The sequence below is a fragment of the Mycobacterium sp. NTMscope_MAC_12 genome, assembly GCF_976985675.1.
Genome location: NZ_CDRJYY010000001.1, coordinates 1,987,177 through 2,003,839 on the forward strand (window position 1 = coordinate 1,987,177; position 16,663 = coordinate 2,003,839).

The window sequence follows — 16,663 nt, forward strand, 5'->3', positions numbered from 1 at the left end:
AACGCAAGCCGATCATTCGAGAGGACTGCCATGAGCACCGCGCCCGACCCGTACGCATCGCTGCCGAAGCTGCCGACGTTCACGTTGACCTCGCAGTCGGTCACCGACGGCCAGCCGCTGGCCAAGCCCCAGGTCAGCGGGATCATGGGCGCCGGCGGTGAAGACGTCAGCCCCCAGCTGAGCTGGTCGGGATTCCCGGACGAGACCCGCAGCTTCGCCGTCACCGTCTATGACCCCGACGCGCCGACGGCCTCCGGGTTCTGGCACTGGGCGGTGGCCAACCTGCCCGCCGACGTCACCGAGCTGGCCGAGGGCGCCGGCGACGGCAGCAACCTGCCCGGTGACGCGCTGACGCTGGTCAACGACGCCGGGCTGCGCCGCTACCTCGGCGCCGCGCCGCCGGCCGGGCATGGCCCGCACCGCTACTACATCGCCGTGCACGCCGTGGACACCGACAAACTGGATCTGCCCGAGGACGCCAGCCCCGCCTTCCTGGGGTTCAACCTGTTCCAGCACGCCATCGCCCGGGCGGTCATCCACGCCACCTACGAACAGTCCTAACGGCGAGACTGTAACCACCGACGGGTGCACTCGGGAAATGCGTCGGTGGTTACAGTCTCGCGGGGCTCAACCCCGCGCCGCCGAGCCGACCGCGTCAGCAAGCGAGGCGAACCCGCCGTCGTGCAGCCGCCGGGCGATGCCGTCGTGAATCTGCTTGGCCCACAAGCCTCCTCCGTAGATGAAGCCGGTGTAGCCCTGCAGCAGCGAGGCGCCCGCGGTGATCCGCTCCCAGGCGTCGTCGGCGTTCTCGATGCCGCCCACGCCGATCAACACCAGGCGATCGCCGACCCGGCGGTATAGCCGGCGCAGCACCTCGACCGCGCGGCGCGCCACCGGCGGCCCGGAGATGCCGCCGGCGCCCAGCGCCTCGACCCCCGGGGTTTTCAGGCCGTCGCGCGACACCGTGGTGTTGGTGGCGACGATGCCGGCCAGGCCCAGCTCGACCGCCAGGTCCGCGATCTCGTCCACGTCGGAATCGGAGAGGTCCGGCGCGATCTTCACCAGCACCGGTGTGGTCGTCTCCGCGAGGACGGCCGACAGGATGGGTCGCAGCGACTCGACCGCCTGCAGATCACGCAGCCCGGGGGTGTTCGGCGAGCTGACGTTGACCACCAAGTAAGAGGCCAGCGGGCCCACCAGCCGGGCGCTCGCCCGGTAGTCGTCGACGGCCCGATCGGCCGGCGTTGCCTTCGTCTTGCCGATGTTGACCCCGATCGGCACCTCCGGCCGCTGGCGCGCGAGCCGCATCGCCAGCGCGCCGGCACCGAGGTTGTTGAAACCCATCCGGTTGAGCAGCGCCCGGTCGGCGGGCAGCCGGAACATGCGGGGGGCCGGGTTGCCGGGCTGCGGGTGGGCGGTGACGGTGCCGACCTCGGCATGCCCGAAACCCAGCGCGCCCCAGGTGAGCACGCCCAGGCCGTCCTTGTCGAAGCCGGCCGCCAGGCCAAGCGGCCCCGGGAAACGCACCCCGAACACGGTGCTGGCCAGCGCCGGATCGGTCGGGGCCAGCAGCCGGCGCAGGGCCCGGCGCGTCCAGGCGACGGCCGTGACTCCGCGCAGCAGGGCGAAAACCAGCGTGTGGATGCGTTCGGGCGGGATCACGAAAAACAGCCCTCGCAGCAGGCCGTACAGTCGGCGGCTGCCCTCGCGTGGCCGGTCGGGTGTCACAGTTCCGGCTGGTCGGGCCGTCGCCCGTCGTAGCCGGCGCCGTCTAGACGAGACTTCTTGCGGCGCAACAGCACTCGTCTGCTGCCGTCGGTGTAGAGCCGTACCCTTGTCAACTCCCAGCCGCGGTATTCGGCCTCGATGGACAATCGGGTCGACGCGCTGACCCGGGTCACGTCCGGGGGCAGCCGCAGCGGCGCCCATTCGTATTCGTCGGACATCTCGGTGTCCCAGCCCGCGGGCAGGCGGCTGTGCCGCGCCGCGGTCAACGCGTACCCGCCGCGTGGTCGATGACCTGAACTCCCGCACCGGATCCCGACACCACGTACAAAGTGTCTGACGCTTCGTCGAAGGCCAGTGAGTTGGGTTGCTGCACGGTCGGGTAACGCACCTTTTCGACGGGAATTCCGGTGGACAGGTCGTAACCAATGACGATATTGGAAAGGGTCGCCGAAACCCAGGCTAACGCGCGGGAACCGGCCAGGCCGTAGGGCGCCTGCGGAACCGGGTAGGCCTGCCGCAGAATCAGCGGGTCCACGCCGTACACCAGCAGCTGGCCGCCGCGGGTGTCGGCGACCAGCACCCGGCCCAGCGCGTCGGCGGCCATCGTGGTGGCACCCCTGCCGGCCCGCAGGGCCTGCTGGACGTGACCGTCGGCGTCGATCGTTGTCACCGACGTCTGCCCGCGGTCCAGCACCACCGTCGTATTGCCTTGTGTGGCAAGCCAATCGACGCGCGCGAAGATCTTATTGCGGTTGGCGACGCTCGCGCTGGTCACCGCGGCCGGCGTGGGGGAGGCCAGGGTGTAGACGGCGCCGTCGGCGCTGCCCAACACCAGCTTGCCGTCGGCGCGCTGGGCCACCGCGGTGAACTCGGTCTGGGCGGCCTCGGTGACGCTCACCTGCGTCGTGCGGCCGGTGGACAGGTCGACCGCGAAGTAGCCGCCACGCGCGGCCAGGTAGACCGTTCCGTGGCCGTCATGGGTCACCGCGGTGGCCGGGCCCGGTAGGTCGACGACGCGCGGTGGCGCCTGCGGGTCGCCGAACACGGTGATGCTGCCCGGCGCTGCCGGGTCGGAGCCCGGCGCCAGGACGGCCAGCTGATGGGTGCCGGTATCGAGCACCGCCGCCGCGGCGTGGCCGGCCAGCGGGCGCACCGCGCCGGCCGGCGGCTGCGACACCGGCGGCGACACGGCCGCCAGCGCGGGTTCGATGGTCCGCGGCGCGCCGGCAAGCGGATTCGACGAACAACCGACCGTCGCACCCAGCAAAACCGCAAGGCTCAACAAACCGCTTTGAGCTGTAAGCCTGCGGCGCTCTGGTCGTGACAGCAATTGCTTCCCTCGTGGTGCGGCGGTGGAACACAAATTCTAAGGAACGCGGTCGCGCCCCGCCGGGCCATGCTGCCCGCCTCCCGCCGTACCGGCGAGGTATCGTCGGCTCATGGCCGTCACCGCTGACCGTCATATGACGCAGAAAGAGTTTGCTGTCGAAGACATGTCGACAGGTATTTTCGCTAGCGGATACGGACAAGTCGGTGATGGGCGAAGTTTCTCGTTCCATATCGAGAATCGATCGCTGGTCGTCGAGGTTTACCGGCCGCGCCTGGCCGGGCCCGTTCCGCAGGCTGACGAGGTGGTCGCCACCGCGGTCCGCGGCCTCGTCGATATCGACCTCACCGACGAACGCAGCCTGAGCGCGGCGGTGCGCGACTCGGTGGCGCACGCGGAGCCGGTTTCGCGCTAGTGGTGATCGCAAGCGCGGCGTAGGAGTCCCACACGGGTAGCGTCGTGGTCGACATGACCGTCATTTTGTTGCGACACGGCCGATCCAGTTCGAACACCGCGGGCATTCTCGCCGGTCGTTCGGAGGGCGTCGACCTCGACGACAAGGGCCGCGAACAAGCCGCCGGGCTGATCGACCGGATCGGTGATCTGCCGATTCGGGAATTGATCACCTCGCCGCTGTTGCGCTGCCGTCGCACCCTCGAGCCGCTGGCCGACGCGCTGTGTCTCACGCCGCTCGTCGAAGACCGGCTCGCCGAAGTCGACTACGGAGAATGGACCGGCCGCAAGATCGGCGAGCTGGTGAGCGAGCCGTTGTGGAAGGTCGTTCAGGCCCATCCCAGCGCGGCGGTCTTTCCCGGCGGCGAGGGCCTGGCGCAGGTGCAGGCGCGCGCGGTGGCCGCCGTCCGCGAGCACGACCGCCGGCTGGCTGCGGCACACGGTGGCGACGCGCTGTGGGTCGCGTGCACTCACGGTGATGTCATCAAAGCGGTCATCGCCGACGCCTACGGCTTACACCTGGACGGGTTCCAGCGCGTCACCGCCGACCCGGCGTCGGTGAGCGTGATCCGCTACACCGAACTGCGCCCGTTTGTGTTGCACGTCAACCACACCGGCGCGCGGCTGTCCGCCGCGCTGCGGGCCGGGCCGCCGCCGAAGGAAGAGGCGAAGCCGGAAACGGACGGGCAGTCCAACGGCGAGCCGCAGGCACCACCGGCCGCCGGGCTGCCGTCCAGCGACGCCGTGGTCGGTGGTTCGACGGATTAATTCGGCCGCCACCACTATCGGATCGCACGGCGACGGCAACAGCCGGTATTTTGGAGGTGCCATGTCCCGCGCAATTCACGTCTTCCGCACCCCCGACCGCTTCGTGGCCGGGACCGTTGGCCAGCCCGGAAACCGCACGTTCTACATCCAGGCGGTGCACGACGCCCGAGTGGTGTCGGTGATTTTGGAGAAGCAGCAGGTGGCGGTGCTCTCTGAGCGCATCGGGGCGCTGCTGCTCGAGGTGAACCGCAGGTTCGGCACGCCCGTCCCGCCGGAGCCCGCCGAGATCGAGGACCTCGATCCGCTGGTCACGCCCGTGGACGCCGAGTTCCGGGTCGGGACCATGGGCCTGGGCTGGGATTCGGAGGCCCAGACCGTGGTGGTCGAGCTGCTCGCCGTCACCGACGCCGAGTTCGACGCGTCGGTGGTGCTCGACGACACCGAGGAGGGTCCCGACGCGGTGCGGGTGTTCTTGACACCGGAGTCGGCGCGGCAGTTCGCCACCCGCTCCAACCGTGTGATCTCGGCGGGGCGTCCGCCGTGCCCGCTGTGTGACGAACCGTTGGACCCGGAGGGGCATATCTGCGCACGCGCCAACGGCTATCGGCGCAATGCGCTGCTCGGGTCTGACGATGACCCCGAGATATGACGACCATGAGGTGTTGCGCAACGGCGAGCTGACGGTCATCGGACGGATCCGCTCGGCCAGCAACGCCACCTTCCTGTGCGAATCGACGCTCGACGAGCGCGCGGTGCATTGCGTCTACAAGCCGGTCGCCGGCGAGGCGCCGCTGTGGGACTTTCCGGACGGGACGTTGGCCGGCCGCGAGCGGAGCGCGTACCTGGTGTCGGCGCAACTGGGCTGGAACATCGTGCCCTACACGATCATTCGCCACGGGCCGGCGGGCCCGGGCATGTTGCAGCAGTGGGTGCAGCAGCCCGGCGACACGGTGGACACCGAGCCGCGGCCGGGCCCGGATCTGGTCGACCTGTTTCCCGCCGGCAAGGCCCAGCCCGGCTACCTGCCGGTGCTGCGCGCCCACGACTACGCCGGCGACGAGGTCGTGTTGATGCACGCCGATGACATTCGCCTGTGGCGCATGGCGGTGTTCGACGTGCTGGTCAACAACGCCGACCGCAAGGGCGGCCACGTCCTGCGCGACCTCGACGGCCACATCTTCGGGGTCGACCACGGCGTGTGCCTGCACGTGGAGGACAAGCTGCGCACCGTGCTGTGGGGGTGGGCCGGCAAGCCGATCGACGGCCAAACGTGCAAGGCCGTCGCCGGGCTGGCCGAGGCCCTCACCGGCTCGTTCGGCGACGAACTGGCCGAGCACATCACTTCCGCGGAGATCGCCGCGCTGCGGATGCGTGCGCACGCGCTGCTGGACAATCCGGTGATGCCGGGACCCAATCGGCATCGCCCGATTCCGTGGCCGGCTTTCTAGCGGTGATCGCCATCGCGTTTAGCGGCGATCGCAAGCGCGGCGCGGCCGGGCGCGGCGGGTCGCCGCCATCGCGTGAAGGCCGCGGCATGGTGTCGGCGATACTGAACCGGTGAGCGATGCCCCCGGCGACCAGTCGGACGAGATGACCGATGCCGCGCTGGCCGCCGATCTCGCCGCCGAAGCGGGGGAGTTGTTGCTCAAGGTCCGCGACGAAGTCGGGTTCGGCTATCCCTGGGCGCTGGGCGACGCGGGTGACAGCCTGGCGAACGAACTGATCCTGCGGCGGCTGCGGGTCGAGCGGCCCGGCGACGCGGTGCTCAGCGAGGAGGCCTACGACGACCTGTCCCGGCTCCAGCACGACCGGGTGTGGATCATCGACCCGCTGGACGGCACCCGCGAGTTCTCCACGCCGGGCCGCGACGACTGGGCGGTCCACATCGCGTTGTGGCAGCGGCCCAGCGACGGCCAGCGCGAGATCACCGACGCTGCGGTGTCGTTGCCCGCCCGCGGCAACATCGTCTACCGCAGCGACACCGTGACGGCCGGCGCCGCGCGCGTCGGCGTCACCGACACCATCCGCATCGCCGTCAGCGCCACGCGGCCCCCGGCGGTCCTGCACCGGATGCGGCAGACGTTGCCCATCCAGCCGGTCGCGATCGGCTCGGCGGGCGCCAAGGCGATGGCCATCATCGACGGCGACGTCGACGCCTACGTGCACGCCGGCGGCCAGTGGGAGTGGGACTCGGCCGCCCCCGCCGGGGTGGTGATGGCCGCCGGGATGCACGCCTCGCGGCTCGACGGATCACCGATGCGCTACAACCAGCTCGACCCCTACCTGCCCGACTTCGTCATGTGCCGCGCCGAGCTGGCGCCGATCCTGCTGGGCGCCATCCGCGACGCGTGGCGCTAGGGAGCCCGACGGCCCAGCCGGCGTCGCCAATCTTTGGCCGACAGCATGCGGACAACGTTTTCCACGACGGCGCCCTTCTTGCGGCTGTAGGGGTACCAGAGCAGTTCCTTCTTCATCGCGACCCGGTCGGCGACGATGGCCTTCTGGCGGCAGTACTTGCGGATGCCGTCGGCGCCGCCGGAGCGCGAGCCGATCCCCGATTCCTTCCATCCGACCATCGGCAGACCGAACTGCAGGAGGCTGGTGACGACGTTGTTGATGTTGACGCTGCCGGTATTCATCTGCCGCGCAACGGCCATCGCCTTGTCTTTGTCGCGCGTCCACACGCTGCCGGACAACCCCAGATTGGAGTCGTTGGCCCTCGCGATGGCCTCCTCGACGTCGCGGACCTTCATGACCGGCAGGGTGGGGCCGAAGGTCTCCTCCCGCATGCAGGCCATGTCGTGGTTCACGTCGACCAGCACGGTCGGCTCGTAGAACAGGCCGCCGCTGCCACCGTCGCTCGCCTTACCGCCCACGAGCACGTTGGCGCCCTTGCTCACGGCGTCGTCGACGTGGCGGGACACGATCTCGAGCTGCTGCTCGGTGGTCATCGATCCCACCTCGCAGGAGTAGTCGTGTCCGGCGTCCATGCCGCTGCGCAGCGCAGATGTCTTGGCTACCAACTTCTTTACGAACTCGTCGTAGACCGGCTCCTCGACGTAGACCCGTTCCACCGAGATGCACACCTGTCCGGTGTAAACGAATCCGCCCCACACCGCGCCGTCGACGGCGCGGTCGATGTCGGCGTCGGCGCACACGATCATCGCGTCCTTGCCCCCGAGTTCCAGGCTGCAGGGGATCAGCCGCTCGGCCGCCGCGACGGCGATGCGCCGACCGGTGTTGACCGAACCGGTGAACATCACGTAGTCGACCGAATTGACCAGTGCGGCACCGGTTTCGGCGTAACCGAACACGACGTCCAGCACATTGGGCGCGCCGATCTGCTTCCAGCCCTCGACCGCGACCCGCCAGGCGAGCGGGGTGAACTCCGAGGGTTTGGACAGCACGGCGCACCCGGCCATCAGCGCGGCCGGAACGTCGAGCAGCGGCACCGACAGCGGCCCGTTCCACGGGGTGATGACGCCGACGAGCTGATAGGGCTCGTAGGCCAGGGTCAGCTTCTTGCCCGCGTTGGCGGCACCGTAGGGGCGCACCGCCTGATCGGCGAGAAATTCGGCGGCGTTGTCGATCCAATAGTTGATGATCTGCACCGCGGAGATCTCCACGCCGGTGTCGCCCCAGGACTTGCCCGTTTCGAGTTGCAGCGGTGTCAGCAGGTCATCGCGGTGATCGAGCATCCAGTCCCGCCACTTGCCCAGCCACCGTGCCCGGCCCCGGACCCCCATTTGCTGCCACATCGGCTGGGCCGTCCGCAACCGGGCGGCCAGGGCCTCGACCTCGCCGGGTGCGGCCACCGGGACGTGACCGACGACCTGTCGCGTCGCCGGGCAGGTGACCACGATTTCTTGGTGTGTGGCCGCGGCCGCGGTGCCGGTGCGGTCAGTTGTATGAGTCGACATCGCAACCACCTCGCTCGTCGACGTTGAGCGAATTTGCTCGATACCGGATTTAGCAAACCACAAAACGCCCGGAGGGGATATAGCTTCGGGGGCCGGAGTGACCGGGCAGTTCGGGGGCTCAACGTCGGCGCGCTTAGGCTGATTGCCATGCAGTCGTGGTCTTCCCCACAGGTTCCCGCGTTGGCGGGACGCGGCCCGGAGCTTCGGCTGTACGACACGTCCGACCGGCAGGTGCGTCCCGTGGCGGCCGGTTCGACCGCCACGATGTATGTCTGCGGCATCACCCCGTACGACGCGACCCATCTGGGCCACGCCGCAACGTATCTGGCGTTCGATCTGATCAACCGGCAATGGCTGGACCTCGGCCACGACGTCCACTACGTGCAAAACGTCACCGACGTCGACGATCCGCTGCTGGAGCGCGCCGAGCGCGACGGCATCGACTGGCGGGACCTGGCCGCGCGGGAGGTGTCGCTGTTCCGTGAGGACATGGCGGCGCTGCGCATGCTGGCGCCCCGCGACTACGTCGGGGCCACCGAGGCGATCGCCGAGGTCGTCGAACTGGTCGAGAAGATGCTGGCGTCCGGGGCGGCGTACGTGGTCGAGGGCGAATACCCGGACATCTACTACCGCGCCGACGCCACGCCCCAGTTCGGCTACGAGTCGGGCTATGACCGGGAAACCATGCTGCGCCTGTTCTCCGAGCGCGGCGGCGACCCGCAGCGGCCCGGCAAGACGGATCAGCTCGACGCCCTGCTGTGGCGGGCCGCGCGGCCCGGCGAGCCCAGCTGGCCCTCACCGTTCGGCGACGGCCGGCCCGGCTGGCATGTCGAGTGCGCGGCGATCGCCCTCAGCCGCATCGGCAGCGGTCTGGACATCCAGGGCGGGGGCAGTGACCTGATCTTCCCGCATCACGAATTCACCGCCGCGCACGCCGAATGTGTCCGCGGCGAAAGGCGATTCGCGCGTCACTACGTGCACGCCGGCATGATCGGCTGGGACGGGCACAAGATGTCCAAGAGCCGCGGCAACCTGGTGCTGGTGTCGCAACTGCGCGCACGAGGCGTCGAACCCGCGGCGATCCGGCTGGGGCTGCTGGCCGGGCACTATCGCGGCGATCGCTATTGGAGCGAGCAGGTGCTCGACGCGGCCATCGCCCGCCTGCAGCGCTGGCGCGCCGCGACCGCGCTTCCGGCCGGCCCGGACGCCGGCGACGTGATCGCGCGGGTGCGCCAATATTTGGCCGACGACCTCGATACCCCCAAAGCGCTTGCCGCGCTTGATGGTTGGACTACCGATGCGCTGGAATACGGTGGCCACGACACCGAGGCGCCACGCTTGGTGGCGATCGCGGTCGACGCGCTCCTGGGCGTCGCCCTGTAACCGCAGCGACGGTGGGGACTGGCGCGAGCAGCAGTGCCCACCGTCGTTTCCGTCGGCCTTCCCGGCTAACCCATACCATGAAAGTATTGTTTGCTGAGCGGCCTGCCCGGACCGCGGCCGAGGTTCTATAAAACAGCTGTATAACCAGCACATTAATTTACACCTACGTCGAATTACGTGGGGTCAAAAGCTTTTGCTGGGAGCTGGAATGTCAGGTATATTTTCGAGTAATTGCTGGGCCATAGAAGGAGTGAGGTCCGGTGCGTACCAGAAGCGTGGCGGCGTGGCTGTTGGTGGGCAGACGGCTGCGTCGACCGCGGGGTGGCGATCCCGATCGGCCACAACCGCGTCGTGTGGCTGCTACAGCTCGGGCCGGTCGTCGGCTCGTCTGCGATCCACGACGCAATTCCCGGGGTAGGTGTCAGGCGTTGCGAAATGTCATGGCGCCGACGCCCCCTCAACAAAGCTAGGGGTTTCCGATGCGGGGGGAAACCGATTCGGCGTGGCCGATAGTGGCGCGCGACAAGGAGCTCCGGCGGTCCCTGGCGGCGCTCAGTAACGGGGAATATCAGGGCGTGGCGCTGGTCGGCGATAGCGGCGTGGGCAAGTCGACGCTGGCGCGCATGCTGGCCAAGACGGTCGAGTCGGCGGGCCGCACGGTGCGCTACGCGTTGGGCACTCAAACGGGCTGCGCTGTGCCGCTGGGCGCGTTCTCGCGCGTGGTGAGCCTTGGAGCGGTGAACGAACCGGCCGTCATGCTGGCCGCTGTGCACAACACCCTGGGCCAAGACAAGAACCTGGTGGTGGTGGTCGACGACGCGCAGCTGCTCGACCCGCTGTCGGCGACCCTGATCAACCAGCTCGCGGCCGGCCATAGCGCGAGGTTGATCGTGACGATCCGGTCGGGCGAGCCGGTGCTGGATGCGGTCACTGCGTTGTTGAAAGAGCGCCTGCTGTTGACAGTTCACGTCGACCCGTTCACCCGCGAGCAGACCGAGGTGCTGGCCGGCGCGGTGCTGGGCAGTCCGGTCGCCTCGCGATTGGTTGACGAGTTGTTCGACCGCAGCGCAGGAAACCCGTTGCTACTGCGCGGCTTTCTGACCGCGGGGCGCGAAAGCGGGACCTTGGTTCGCACGGCGGAGGGATGGCAACTTCAGGGTCCGTTGCGCGCAGATCGCGAACTTCGAGACGTTCTGGAGTTCCAGCTGCAATCGCTGACCCCGGAGGAGCTGGAGGTGGTAGAGATCTTGGCCACCAGTGAGCTGCTGGGGTGGGAGATCCTGCGTGACATCTGCGATGCCGAAGCGGTGGCAAATCTCGAGCGCCGTGGTCTGATCCAGTTGGTCGCCGACGGATCACACACTTTGGCGCAGCTGAATAACCCGATGCTTGGCGAAGCGGCGACCCAGCACGCCGGGATGGTGCGCGCCCGGCAACTCAACGGCAAATTGGCGCGAGCTATTCAAAAACATCAGCGGGCAGGGGGCCGGCTGGTGAGGTTGCCCGGCCCGCAGGGCCGAATTCGGCTGGCCCAGTTCATGATGCGAAGCGACTTGCGGCCTGACCTCGATGCGGTCATCAGCGCGGCGGTGGACGCATTGGCGATGTCGAATCTGGTCCTGGGCGAGGAGTTGGCGAGGTTCGCGGTCGATCGTGGCGGTGGCCTGCCGGCCGCCTTGGTGCTTGCCGAGGCGGTGAGTTGGCAGGGGCGCGGCGAGGAGGCCGATGCCGTGCTGGTCGACGCCGAACCCGACGGCGGCGACGAATGGCTGATCGCGCAGTGGGGCTGCCTGCGCGCTGCCAACTTGTACTGGGGCTGCGGAGACGTCGAGGCGGCCACCGAAGCACTCGATGATGTGAAAAAGCGTGTGGCAGCCGAGGCGGGCGTCCGGCTGATCGACGCGCTCGAACTGGCCATGGGCTACTTCCGCGGCGACGTTGAGACGACGCTTGAGTTGGGGCCGAGCCTGTGCGAGTCCGATGAACTGCCGATAGCGTCCGTGTGGGCGGTTTTCCCGACATGCGGTGCTTTGGCAGCGGCCGGGCGGTTTTCCGAGGTTCGCCGCATCGCAGACCTCGGGGTGCGTGCAGCCGAGCTGTGCGGATTGGGCCCGCATCGATTCAACATCGGCCTCACCGAGGTCATGGCCGCGACGGCTGCCGGTGACTATGCGGCGGCCGAGCGGATCTACCAGCGTTATGCCGCAATGGCCGCGGGTCTTCCTGCCGCGGAGGCCATGGTGGACGTGATGCTGGGATGCGTGCAGATTGCCCGCGGTGAGCTGGCGTCGGCGTGCGCTGCGTTCACGAGCGCGATTGCGGTGTTCGCCCAGGGCTTTCCGTCGCCGTGGTTGATTGTGGTGGCCGCCCTGCACGCCCAGGCCGAAGGGGCGCGGGGGGACGGCGCGGCGGCCGCGGCAGCGTTGCGGCGAGCGGAGAAAACCTACGGACCGCATGTCGCGGTGTTCTTGCCCGAACTCGAGCTCGCCCGGGCCTGGGAGCGGGCAGCCTCCGGTGACACGACGGCCGCCCAAGGACACGCGACGCACGCGGCACAGATCGCGCGCGCGGCCGGGATGCATGCGGTCGAGATGCGGGCACGCCATGCCGCCGTGCGCTTCGGCGATCGTTCGCAGGCCACGCGTCTGGAGCAACTTGCTCGTATTCTCCGCACCGCGCTGGCCGAGGCGGTCGCCGTGCATGCCCGCGGTCTGGCGCGACACGACGGCGCTGTGCTCGATGCCGTCGCAGGACAGTTCGCCGATCTGGGCGGATTGGCCTTTGCCGCGGACGCGTGGGCGCAGGCGGCCAGCGAGCACACCCGCCGAGGCGATCGCAGCAAGCAATTTGAGTCGTCGACCCGGGCACACGCGTTAGCCAGCCATTGCGGCTCGCGCACACCGGCGGTCGAGAGCGCGGCGCGCCCACTGCCCTTCAGTGGACGTGAGCGCCAGATCGTCATGCTGGTCGCGGCCGGTTTGTCCAACCGGCAGATCGCGGACCAGTTGGTCATCTCGGTGCGCACGGTGGAGGGACACCTCTATCGGCTTTTCGCCAAACTCGGGATCAACACTCGCGAGCAGCTCATCTGCCTGACCCGCAGGGAGCCTCCCGTCCCGAGCGAGTTATCACGTCGCATCGACGAGTCGCTGGGTTACGAAAGCCACGATCACCCTCGGACCGGCTGAGCTTTCATCGGCGACCTATGGAGTTCACGGGGCCGCCACTCTAACTCCGCGGGCACACCACTCGACTTGCGAGCGGATTCCGACGATGCCTGCTTGAGCGGCCATACGCTCCCGCACATGATTCGCAGTCGCAAGCGCACGGTCGCGATCGTCAACGACGAGGCCGACCCTCCCGGACCTGCAGAGACGATCCCGCCGGGGGAGTCGCTGATCGTCGAGGGCCGACACGCATCGGGCCGCTCGGGCACGACCTCGATCGCGTGTGACCCCTTAAGGCTTTATCTGGCGGCCGCGAATTCGGGGTTCATGTAGCGGCAGCGCGCTCAGGGCGTCTCGTCCGGCGCGTCACTGGCTCGCGGCCGCCGGTACGCGACCCAGCAACATTCTGGTCGCCGTGTCGGCGGCTTGGTGGGAGTGGGGAGACAGATCATTTGACACAGAGGGTCAATGGGTCGACATGGCCCATTGTGGGGCGCGATGTGGAGTTGCGGCGATCGCTGGCGGCGCTGAACAACGGCGAGTTCCACGGGGTGGCGCTGGTCGGCGACAGCGGTATGGGTAAGTCGACACTGGCGCGCATGCTCGCGAAGGCGGTGGAATCGGCGGGGCGAACGGTGCGATTTGCGCTGGGCACCCAAACGGGTTCGGCCGTGCCCCTGGGCGCCTTTTCTCGCGCGGTGAGCCTAGGGGTGGGCCACGAGCCGGCGATCATGCTGGCCGCCGCGCATCAGACCCTGAGTCAGGACAAGAACCTGGTGGTGGTAGTCGACGAGGCCCAGTTGCTGGATCCGTTGTCGGCCACCTTGGTCAATCAGCTTGCGGCCGGAAGCAGTACGCGGTTGATCGTGACGATCCGGTCCGGTGAGCCGGTGCTGGACGCGCTGACCGTGTTGTTGAAGGAGCGCCTGTTGTTGACCGTTCACGTCGACCCGTTCACCCACGAGCAGACCGAGCTGTTGGCGGGCACAGTCCTGGGGGGTCCGGTCAATCCGCGATTGGTTGACGAGTTGTACGAGTGCAGCGCGGGAAATCCGTTGCTACTGCGGGGCTTTCTGACCGCGGCCCGCGAAAGTGGGACCTTGGTTCAAACCGAGCAGGGCTGGCAACTTCAGGGTCCGCTGCGCGCGGATCGCGAACTTCACGACGCTTTGGAGTTCCGGTTGCAATCGCTGACTCCAGAGGAGTTGGAGGTGGTGGAGATCTTGGCCACCGCCGAGGTGCTGGAGTGCGAGATCCTGCGTGACGTCTGCGATGCCGACGCGATGGCACACCTCGAGCGTCGTGGCCTGATCCAGTTGGTCGTCGACGGATCCCACACCCTGGCGCAACTCAATCACCCCATGCTCGGTGAAGCGGCGACCCGCCATGCAGGGATAGTGCGTTCGCGGCAACTCAACGGAATCTTGGCGAAAACTCTTCGAAGGCACCTACGGGCAAGCGGGCGGCGCTCACATTTCTCCGATCCGCGCGGCCGAATCCGGTTGGCCCAGTTCATGATGCGAAGCGACCTGGAGCCCGACCTCGACGTGGCAATCAACGCGGCGGCCAGTGCCCTGGCGATGTCGAATGTGGTGCTGGGTGAGGAACTGGCCAAGTTCGCGGTCGATCGCGGTGGTGGTCTGCCGGCCGCTCTGGTGCTTGCCGAGGCGGTGAGTTGGCAGGGGCGCGGGGAGGAGGCCGAGTCAATCCTTCTGGGCGTCGACCTCAGTGACGCCGACGACTGGCTGATCGCGCGATGGGGCTGTCTGCGCGCCGCCAACTTGGCGTGGGGTTGCGGTGACGCCGAAATCGCGACACGCGTACTAGCCGAGGTGAAACCGCGTCTCGTGACCGAGGGCGCCCTCCAGCTGATCACCGCGCTGGAGATGTCGATCGGGTTCTTCCGCGGCGACGTTGAGACGACGCTCGAGCTCGGGCCCCGTCTGTGCGAGGCCGACGTAGCGCCGATCGCGACCGTGTGGGCGGCCGTCGCGACATGCGGCGCCCTGCTGGCGGCCGGGCGCTTTTCCGAAGTCAGCCGCATTGCCGCCGCCGGCGTCCGCGCGACGGCACTCTGCCGGGCGGGTGCACAGCGGTTCGCCATCGGATTGGCTGAGGTCATGGTGGCGACCGCCGCCGGTGACTATCCGGCGGCCGACCGAATCCAGAGGCGTTACGCCGCGCTGGCAACCGGTCTTCCCGCGGCGGAGGCCATGGTTGACGCGATGCTCGGGCTCCTGCAGGTAACCCGCGGCGAGCTGCCGTCGGCGTGCACCACACTTGCCCGGTCTATTTCCCTGCTGTCCCAGGGCTTTCCGTCGCCGTGGTTGCTCGTGGTGGCTGCCCTGCTGACGCAGGCCGAGGGGGCGCGGGGCGACGGCGCGGCGGCCGCCGCGGCGTTGCGGCGCGCGGAGGAAACGTATGGACCCCACGTTGCAGTCTTCTTGCCCGAACTCGAGCTGGCCCGGGCCTGGGAGCGGGCAGCTGCCGGTGACACGGCGGCCGCCCGTGCGCATGCGATGCAGGCGGCGGAAGTCGCGGGGGCGGCCAAGATGTACGTGGCGGAGATGCGGGCGCGCCATGCCGCCGTGCGCTTCGGGGACGGTTCGCAGGCCAAGCGAGTGGAGGAGCTCGCCCGAATGTTGAACTCGCCATCGGCCCAGGCGGTCGCCGACCATGCCCGCGGTCTGGCGGAACACGACGGCGATGTGCTGGATGTCGCCGCACACAAATTCGCCGATCTCGGCGCATTGGCTTTTGCCGCCGATGCGTCGGCCCAAGCGGCCACCGAGCACGCCCGCCGAGGGGAGCGGCGCAAGGAGGTCGAATCGTCGAGCTGGGCGCACGTTTTGGCCGGCCAGTGCGGAGTGCGTACTCCGGCGCTCGAGGCCGCGGCGCGCCCCCTTCCGTTCAGTGGCCGTGAACGTCAGATCGTGCTGCTGGTCGCTGCCGGACTGTCTAACCGTCAGATCGCCGACCGGCTGGTCATTTCGGTGCGCACGGTGGAGGGGCACCTCTACCGTCTGTTCACCAAACTCGGCGTCAACCACCGCGACGAACTCATCCGTCTGATCAGCCGAGATGCGTCGTGAAGCAACAGGTTGTCGGTGAGGCTGCCAGCAGGCAGCCTCACCACCGTGGTTCGTCCACCACCCGGTAGCCGCGACCAATTGAACAACGAAAACTCCTCCTGCGCAGGCGAATAGCGAGGTGTGGCTGTGTCACGCGCGCGTGTCACCAGCTCGTCCCGATGCCCATCTGGCACAGACCGGGACATAAGACGAGGTCAGCACGCCGCGCGAGTGTTCGGCACGAACCCGCACCGTCGTCTCGGGAGGTACCAGGGTTGCCTAGTCGGAGCCAAAGCCGACGGCGTCACGAAAATCGCTGTCACAGAATGTAATCCGTGCGAATGCGCCAATTTTCGGTTGCGTAATTTTCTGTATACGCCACAGCCACCACTCTGTCGGCTTGCGCCTACCACTCGATGTGCGGGCTCCTACTACGCTACCGACTTGATAAGCCTGACAACAGGATTGAAACCCACGACGCTCTGGATCATGCACTCCGTCGAGACCGGTTCCGTGGCAAGCCCCTGAGCGCCCGGTCGGAAACAGTTAGTGCACCGAACTGTTCGGCTCATGCCACAACGAAATTTGGAGGACCGGTGAGTATCAATCCGTTCGACGACGACACTGGCAGCTTTTTCGTCTTGATCAACGACGAAGAACAGCACAGCCTATGGCCGGCATTCGCCGAGGTACCAGCCGGCTGGGAGATGGTTTACGGCGAAGCGGATCGCGCCGCGTGCCTCGAGTACATCGAACAGAACTGGCCCGATATCCGGCCGAAGACTCTACGCAGCAGGCTGGCGGCACAGCGCCAGGCTTCCGGCACGTAAACCGCAAAGGCTATCC

Annotated in this window: 15 protein-coding genes; 11 read left to right on the plus strand and 4 right to left on the minus strand. The window is 68.1% G+C overall.

Annotated features, from left to right (window positions below; all coding sequences use genetic code 11):
- The first annotated feature begins 30 nt into the window (after window positions 1-30).
- The gene (locus tag AC0KS4_RS09230) at window positions 31-561 is read left to right on the plus strand and encodes a YbhB/YbcL family Raf kinase inhibitor-like protein (RefSeq protein ID WP_225330237.1); all 531 of its coding nucleotides are present in this window, start codon (window positions 31-33) and stop codon (window positions 559-561) included.
- Between the two features lie 66 nt (window positions 562-627).
- On the opposite strand, the gene AC0KS4_RS09235 is transcribed toward AC0KS4_RS09230, so the two are convergent.
- Genes AC0KS4_RS09235 through AC0KS4_RS09245 form a run of 3 tightly spaced genes read right to left on the minus strand, consistent with a single transcriptional unit; the run spans window position 628 to window position 3,058 of the window.
- Window positions 628-1,692 carry a quinone-dependent dihydroorotate dehydrogenase gene (locus AC0KS4_RS09235; protein WP_225330248.1) on the minus strand — a complete coding sequence of 355 codons (1,065 nt, stop codon included), beginning with the start codon at window positions 1,690-1,692 and terminating at the stop codon, window positions 628-630.
- Between the two features lie 32 nt (window positions 1,693-1,724).
- Complete coding sequence (locus AC0KS4_RS09240) at window positions 1,725-1,994, minus strand: DUF5703 family protein (protein WP_225330236.1); 270 nt, start codon at window positions 1,992-1,994, stop codon at window positions 1,725-1,727.
- On the minus strand, window positions 1,991-3,058 hold the full coding sequence (locus AC0KS4_RS09245) for a YncE family protein (protein WP_238957908.1): 1,068 nt from the start codon (window positions 3,056-3,058) through the stop codon (window positions 1,991-1,993). Before AC0KS4_RS09245 ends, AC0KS4_RS09240 begins: the two co-directional genes overlap by 4 nt.
- A 109-nt stretch (window positions 3,059-3,167) precedes the next feature.
- Between AC0KS4_RS09245 and AC0KS4_RS09250 the strand changes: the two genes are divergently transcribed.
- From AC0KS4_RS09250 to AC0KS4_RS09270, 5 genes are all read left to right on the plus strand, one after another.
- Window positions 3,168-3,470, plus strand: coding sequence for a hypothetical protein (locus AC0KS4_RS09250; protein WP_225330354.1), 303 nt, complete (start codon window positions 3,168-3,170; stop codon window positions 3,468-3,470).
- A 53-nt stretch (window positions 3,471-3,523) separates the two neighbouring features.
- Complete coding sequence (locus AC0KS4_RS09255) at window positions 3,524-4,276, plus strand: histidine phosphatase family protein (protein WP_238957909.1); 753 nt, start codon at window positions 3,524-3,526, stop codon at window positions 4,274-4,276.
- 61 nt (window positions 4,277-4,337) lie between these two features.
- Window positions 4,338-4,925 (plus strand): DUF3090 domain-containing protein, encoded by a 588-nt coding sequence (locus AC0KS4_RS09260; protein WP_225330356.1) that lies wholly within the window; start codon window positions 4,338-4,340, stop codon window positions 4,923-4,925.
- Window positions 4,909-5,724, plus strand: a complete 816-nt coding sequence (locus tag AC0KS4_RS09265; RefSeq protein ID WP_255641715.1) for an SCO1664 family protein — start codon at window positions 4,909-4,911, stop codon at window positions 5,722-5,724. The genes AC0KS4_RS09260 and AC0KS4_RS09265 overlap by 17 nt, the downstream gene beginning before the upstream one ends.
- Before the next feature lie 142 nt (window positions 5,725-5,866).
- The gene (locus AC0KS4_RS09270; RefSeq protein ID WP_225330364.1) at window positions 5,867-6,634 is read left to right on the plus strand and encodes a 3'(2'),5'-bisphosphate nucleotidase CysQ; all 768 of its coding nucleotides are present in this window, start codon (window positions 5,867-5,869) and stop codon (window positions 6,632-6,634) included.
- On the opposite strand, the gene AC0KS4_RS09275 is transcribed toward AC0KS4_RS09270, so the two are convergent.
- On the minus strand, window positions 6,631-8,196 hold the full coding sequence (locus AC0KS4_RS09275; protein ID WP_225330357.1) for an aldehyde dehydrogenase family protein: 1,566 nt from the start codon (window positions 8,194-8,196) through the stop codon (window positions 6,631-6,633). The two genes, AC0KS4_RS09270 and AC0KS4_RS09275, sit on opposite strands and share 4 nt — an antisense overlap.
- 147 nt (window positions 8,197-8,343) lie before the next feature.
- Here AC0KS4_RS09275 and mshC point away from each other — a divergent pair, with 147 nt between their 5' ends.
- The 5 genes from mshC (at window position 8,344) to AC0KS4_RS09300 (ending at window position 16,647) form a co-directional block, all read left to right on the plus strand.
- A complete protein-coding gene (gene mshC, locus AC0KS4_RS09280) occupies window positions 8,344-9,579 on the plus strand; it encodes a cysteine--1-D-myo-inosityl 2-amino-2-deoxy-alpha-D-glucopyranoside ligase (protein ID WP_238957910.1) in 1,236 nt (411 codons plus the stop codon).
- A 479-nt stretch (window positions 9,580-10,058) separates the two neighbouring features.
- Entirely contained in the window at window positions 10,059-12,767 is a 2,709-nt protein-coding gene (locus tag AC0KS4_RS09285; protein ID WP_225330359.1) for a helix-turn-helix transcriptional regulator, read from the plus strand.
- 117 nt (window positions 12,768-12,884) lie between these two features.
- A complete protein-coding gene (locus tag AC0KS4_RS09290) occupies window positions 12,885-13,079 on the plus strand; it encodes a hypothetical protein (RefSeq protein WP_225330360.1) in 195 nt (64 codons plus the stop codon).
- Between the two features lie 173 nt (window positions 13,080-13,252).
- Entirely contained in the window at window positions 13,253-15,838 is a 2,586-nt protein-coding gene (locus AC0KS4_RS09295; RefSeq protein WP_238958044.1) for a helix-turn-helix transcriptional regulator, read from the plus strand.
- A gap of 575 nt (window positions 15,839-16,413) precedes the next feature.
- Window positions 16,414-16,647 (plus strand): MbtH family protein, encoded by a 234-nt coding sequence (locus AC0KS4_RS09300; protein ID WP_225330361.1) that lies wholly within the window; start codon window positions 16,414-16,416, stop codon window positions 16,645-16,647.
- The last annotated feature ends 16 nt before the right edge of the window (window positions 16,648-16,663 follow it).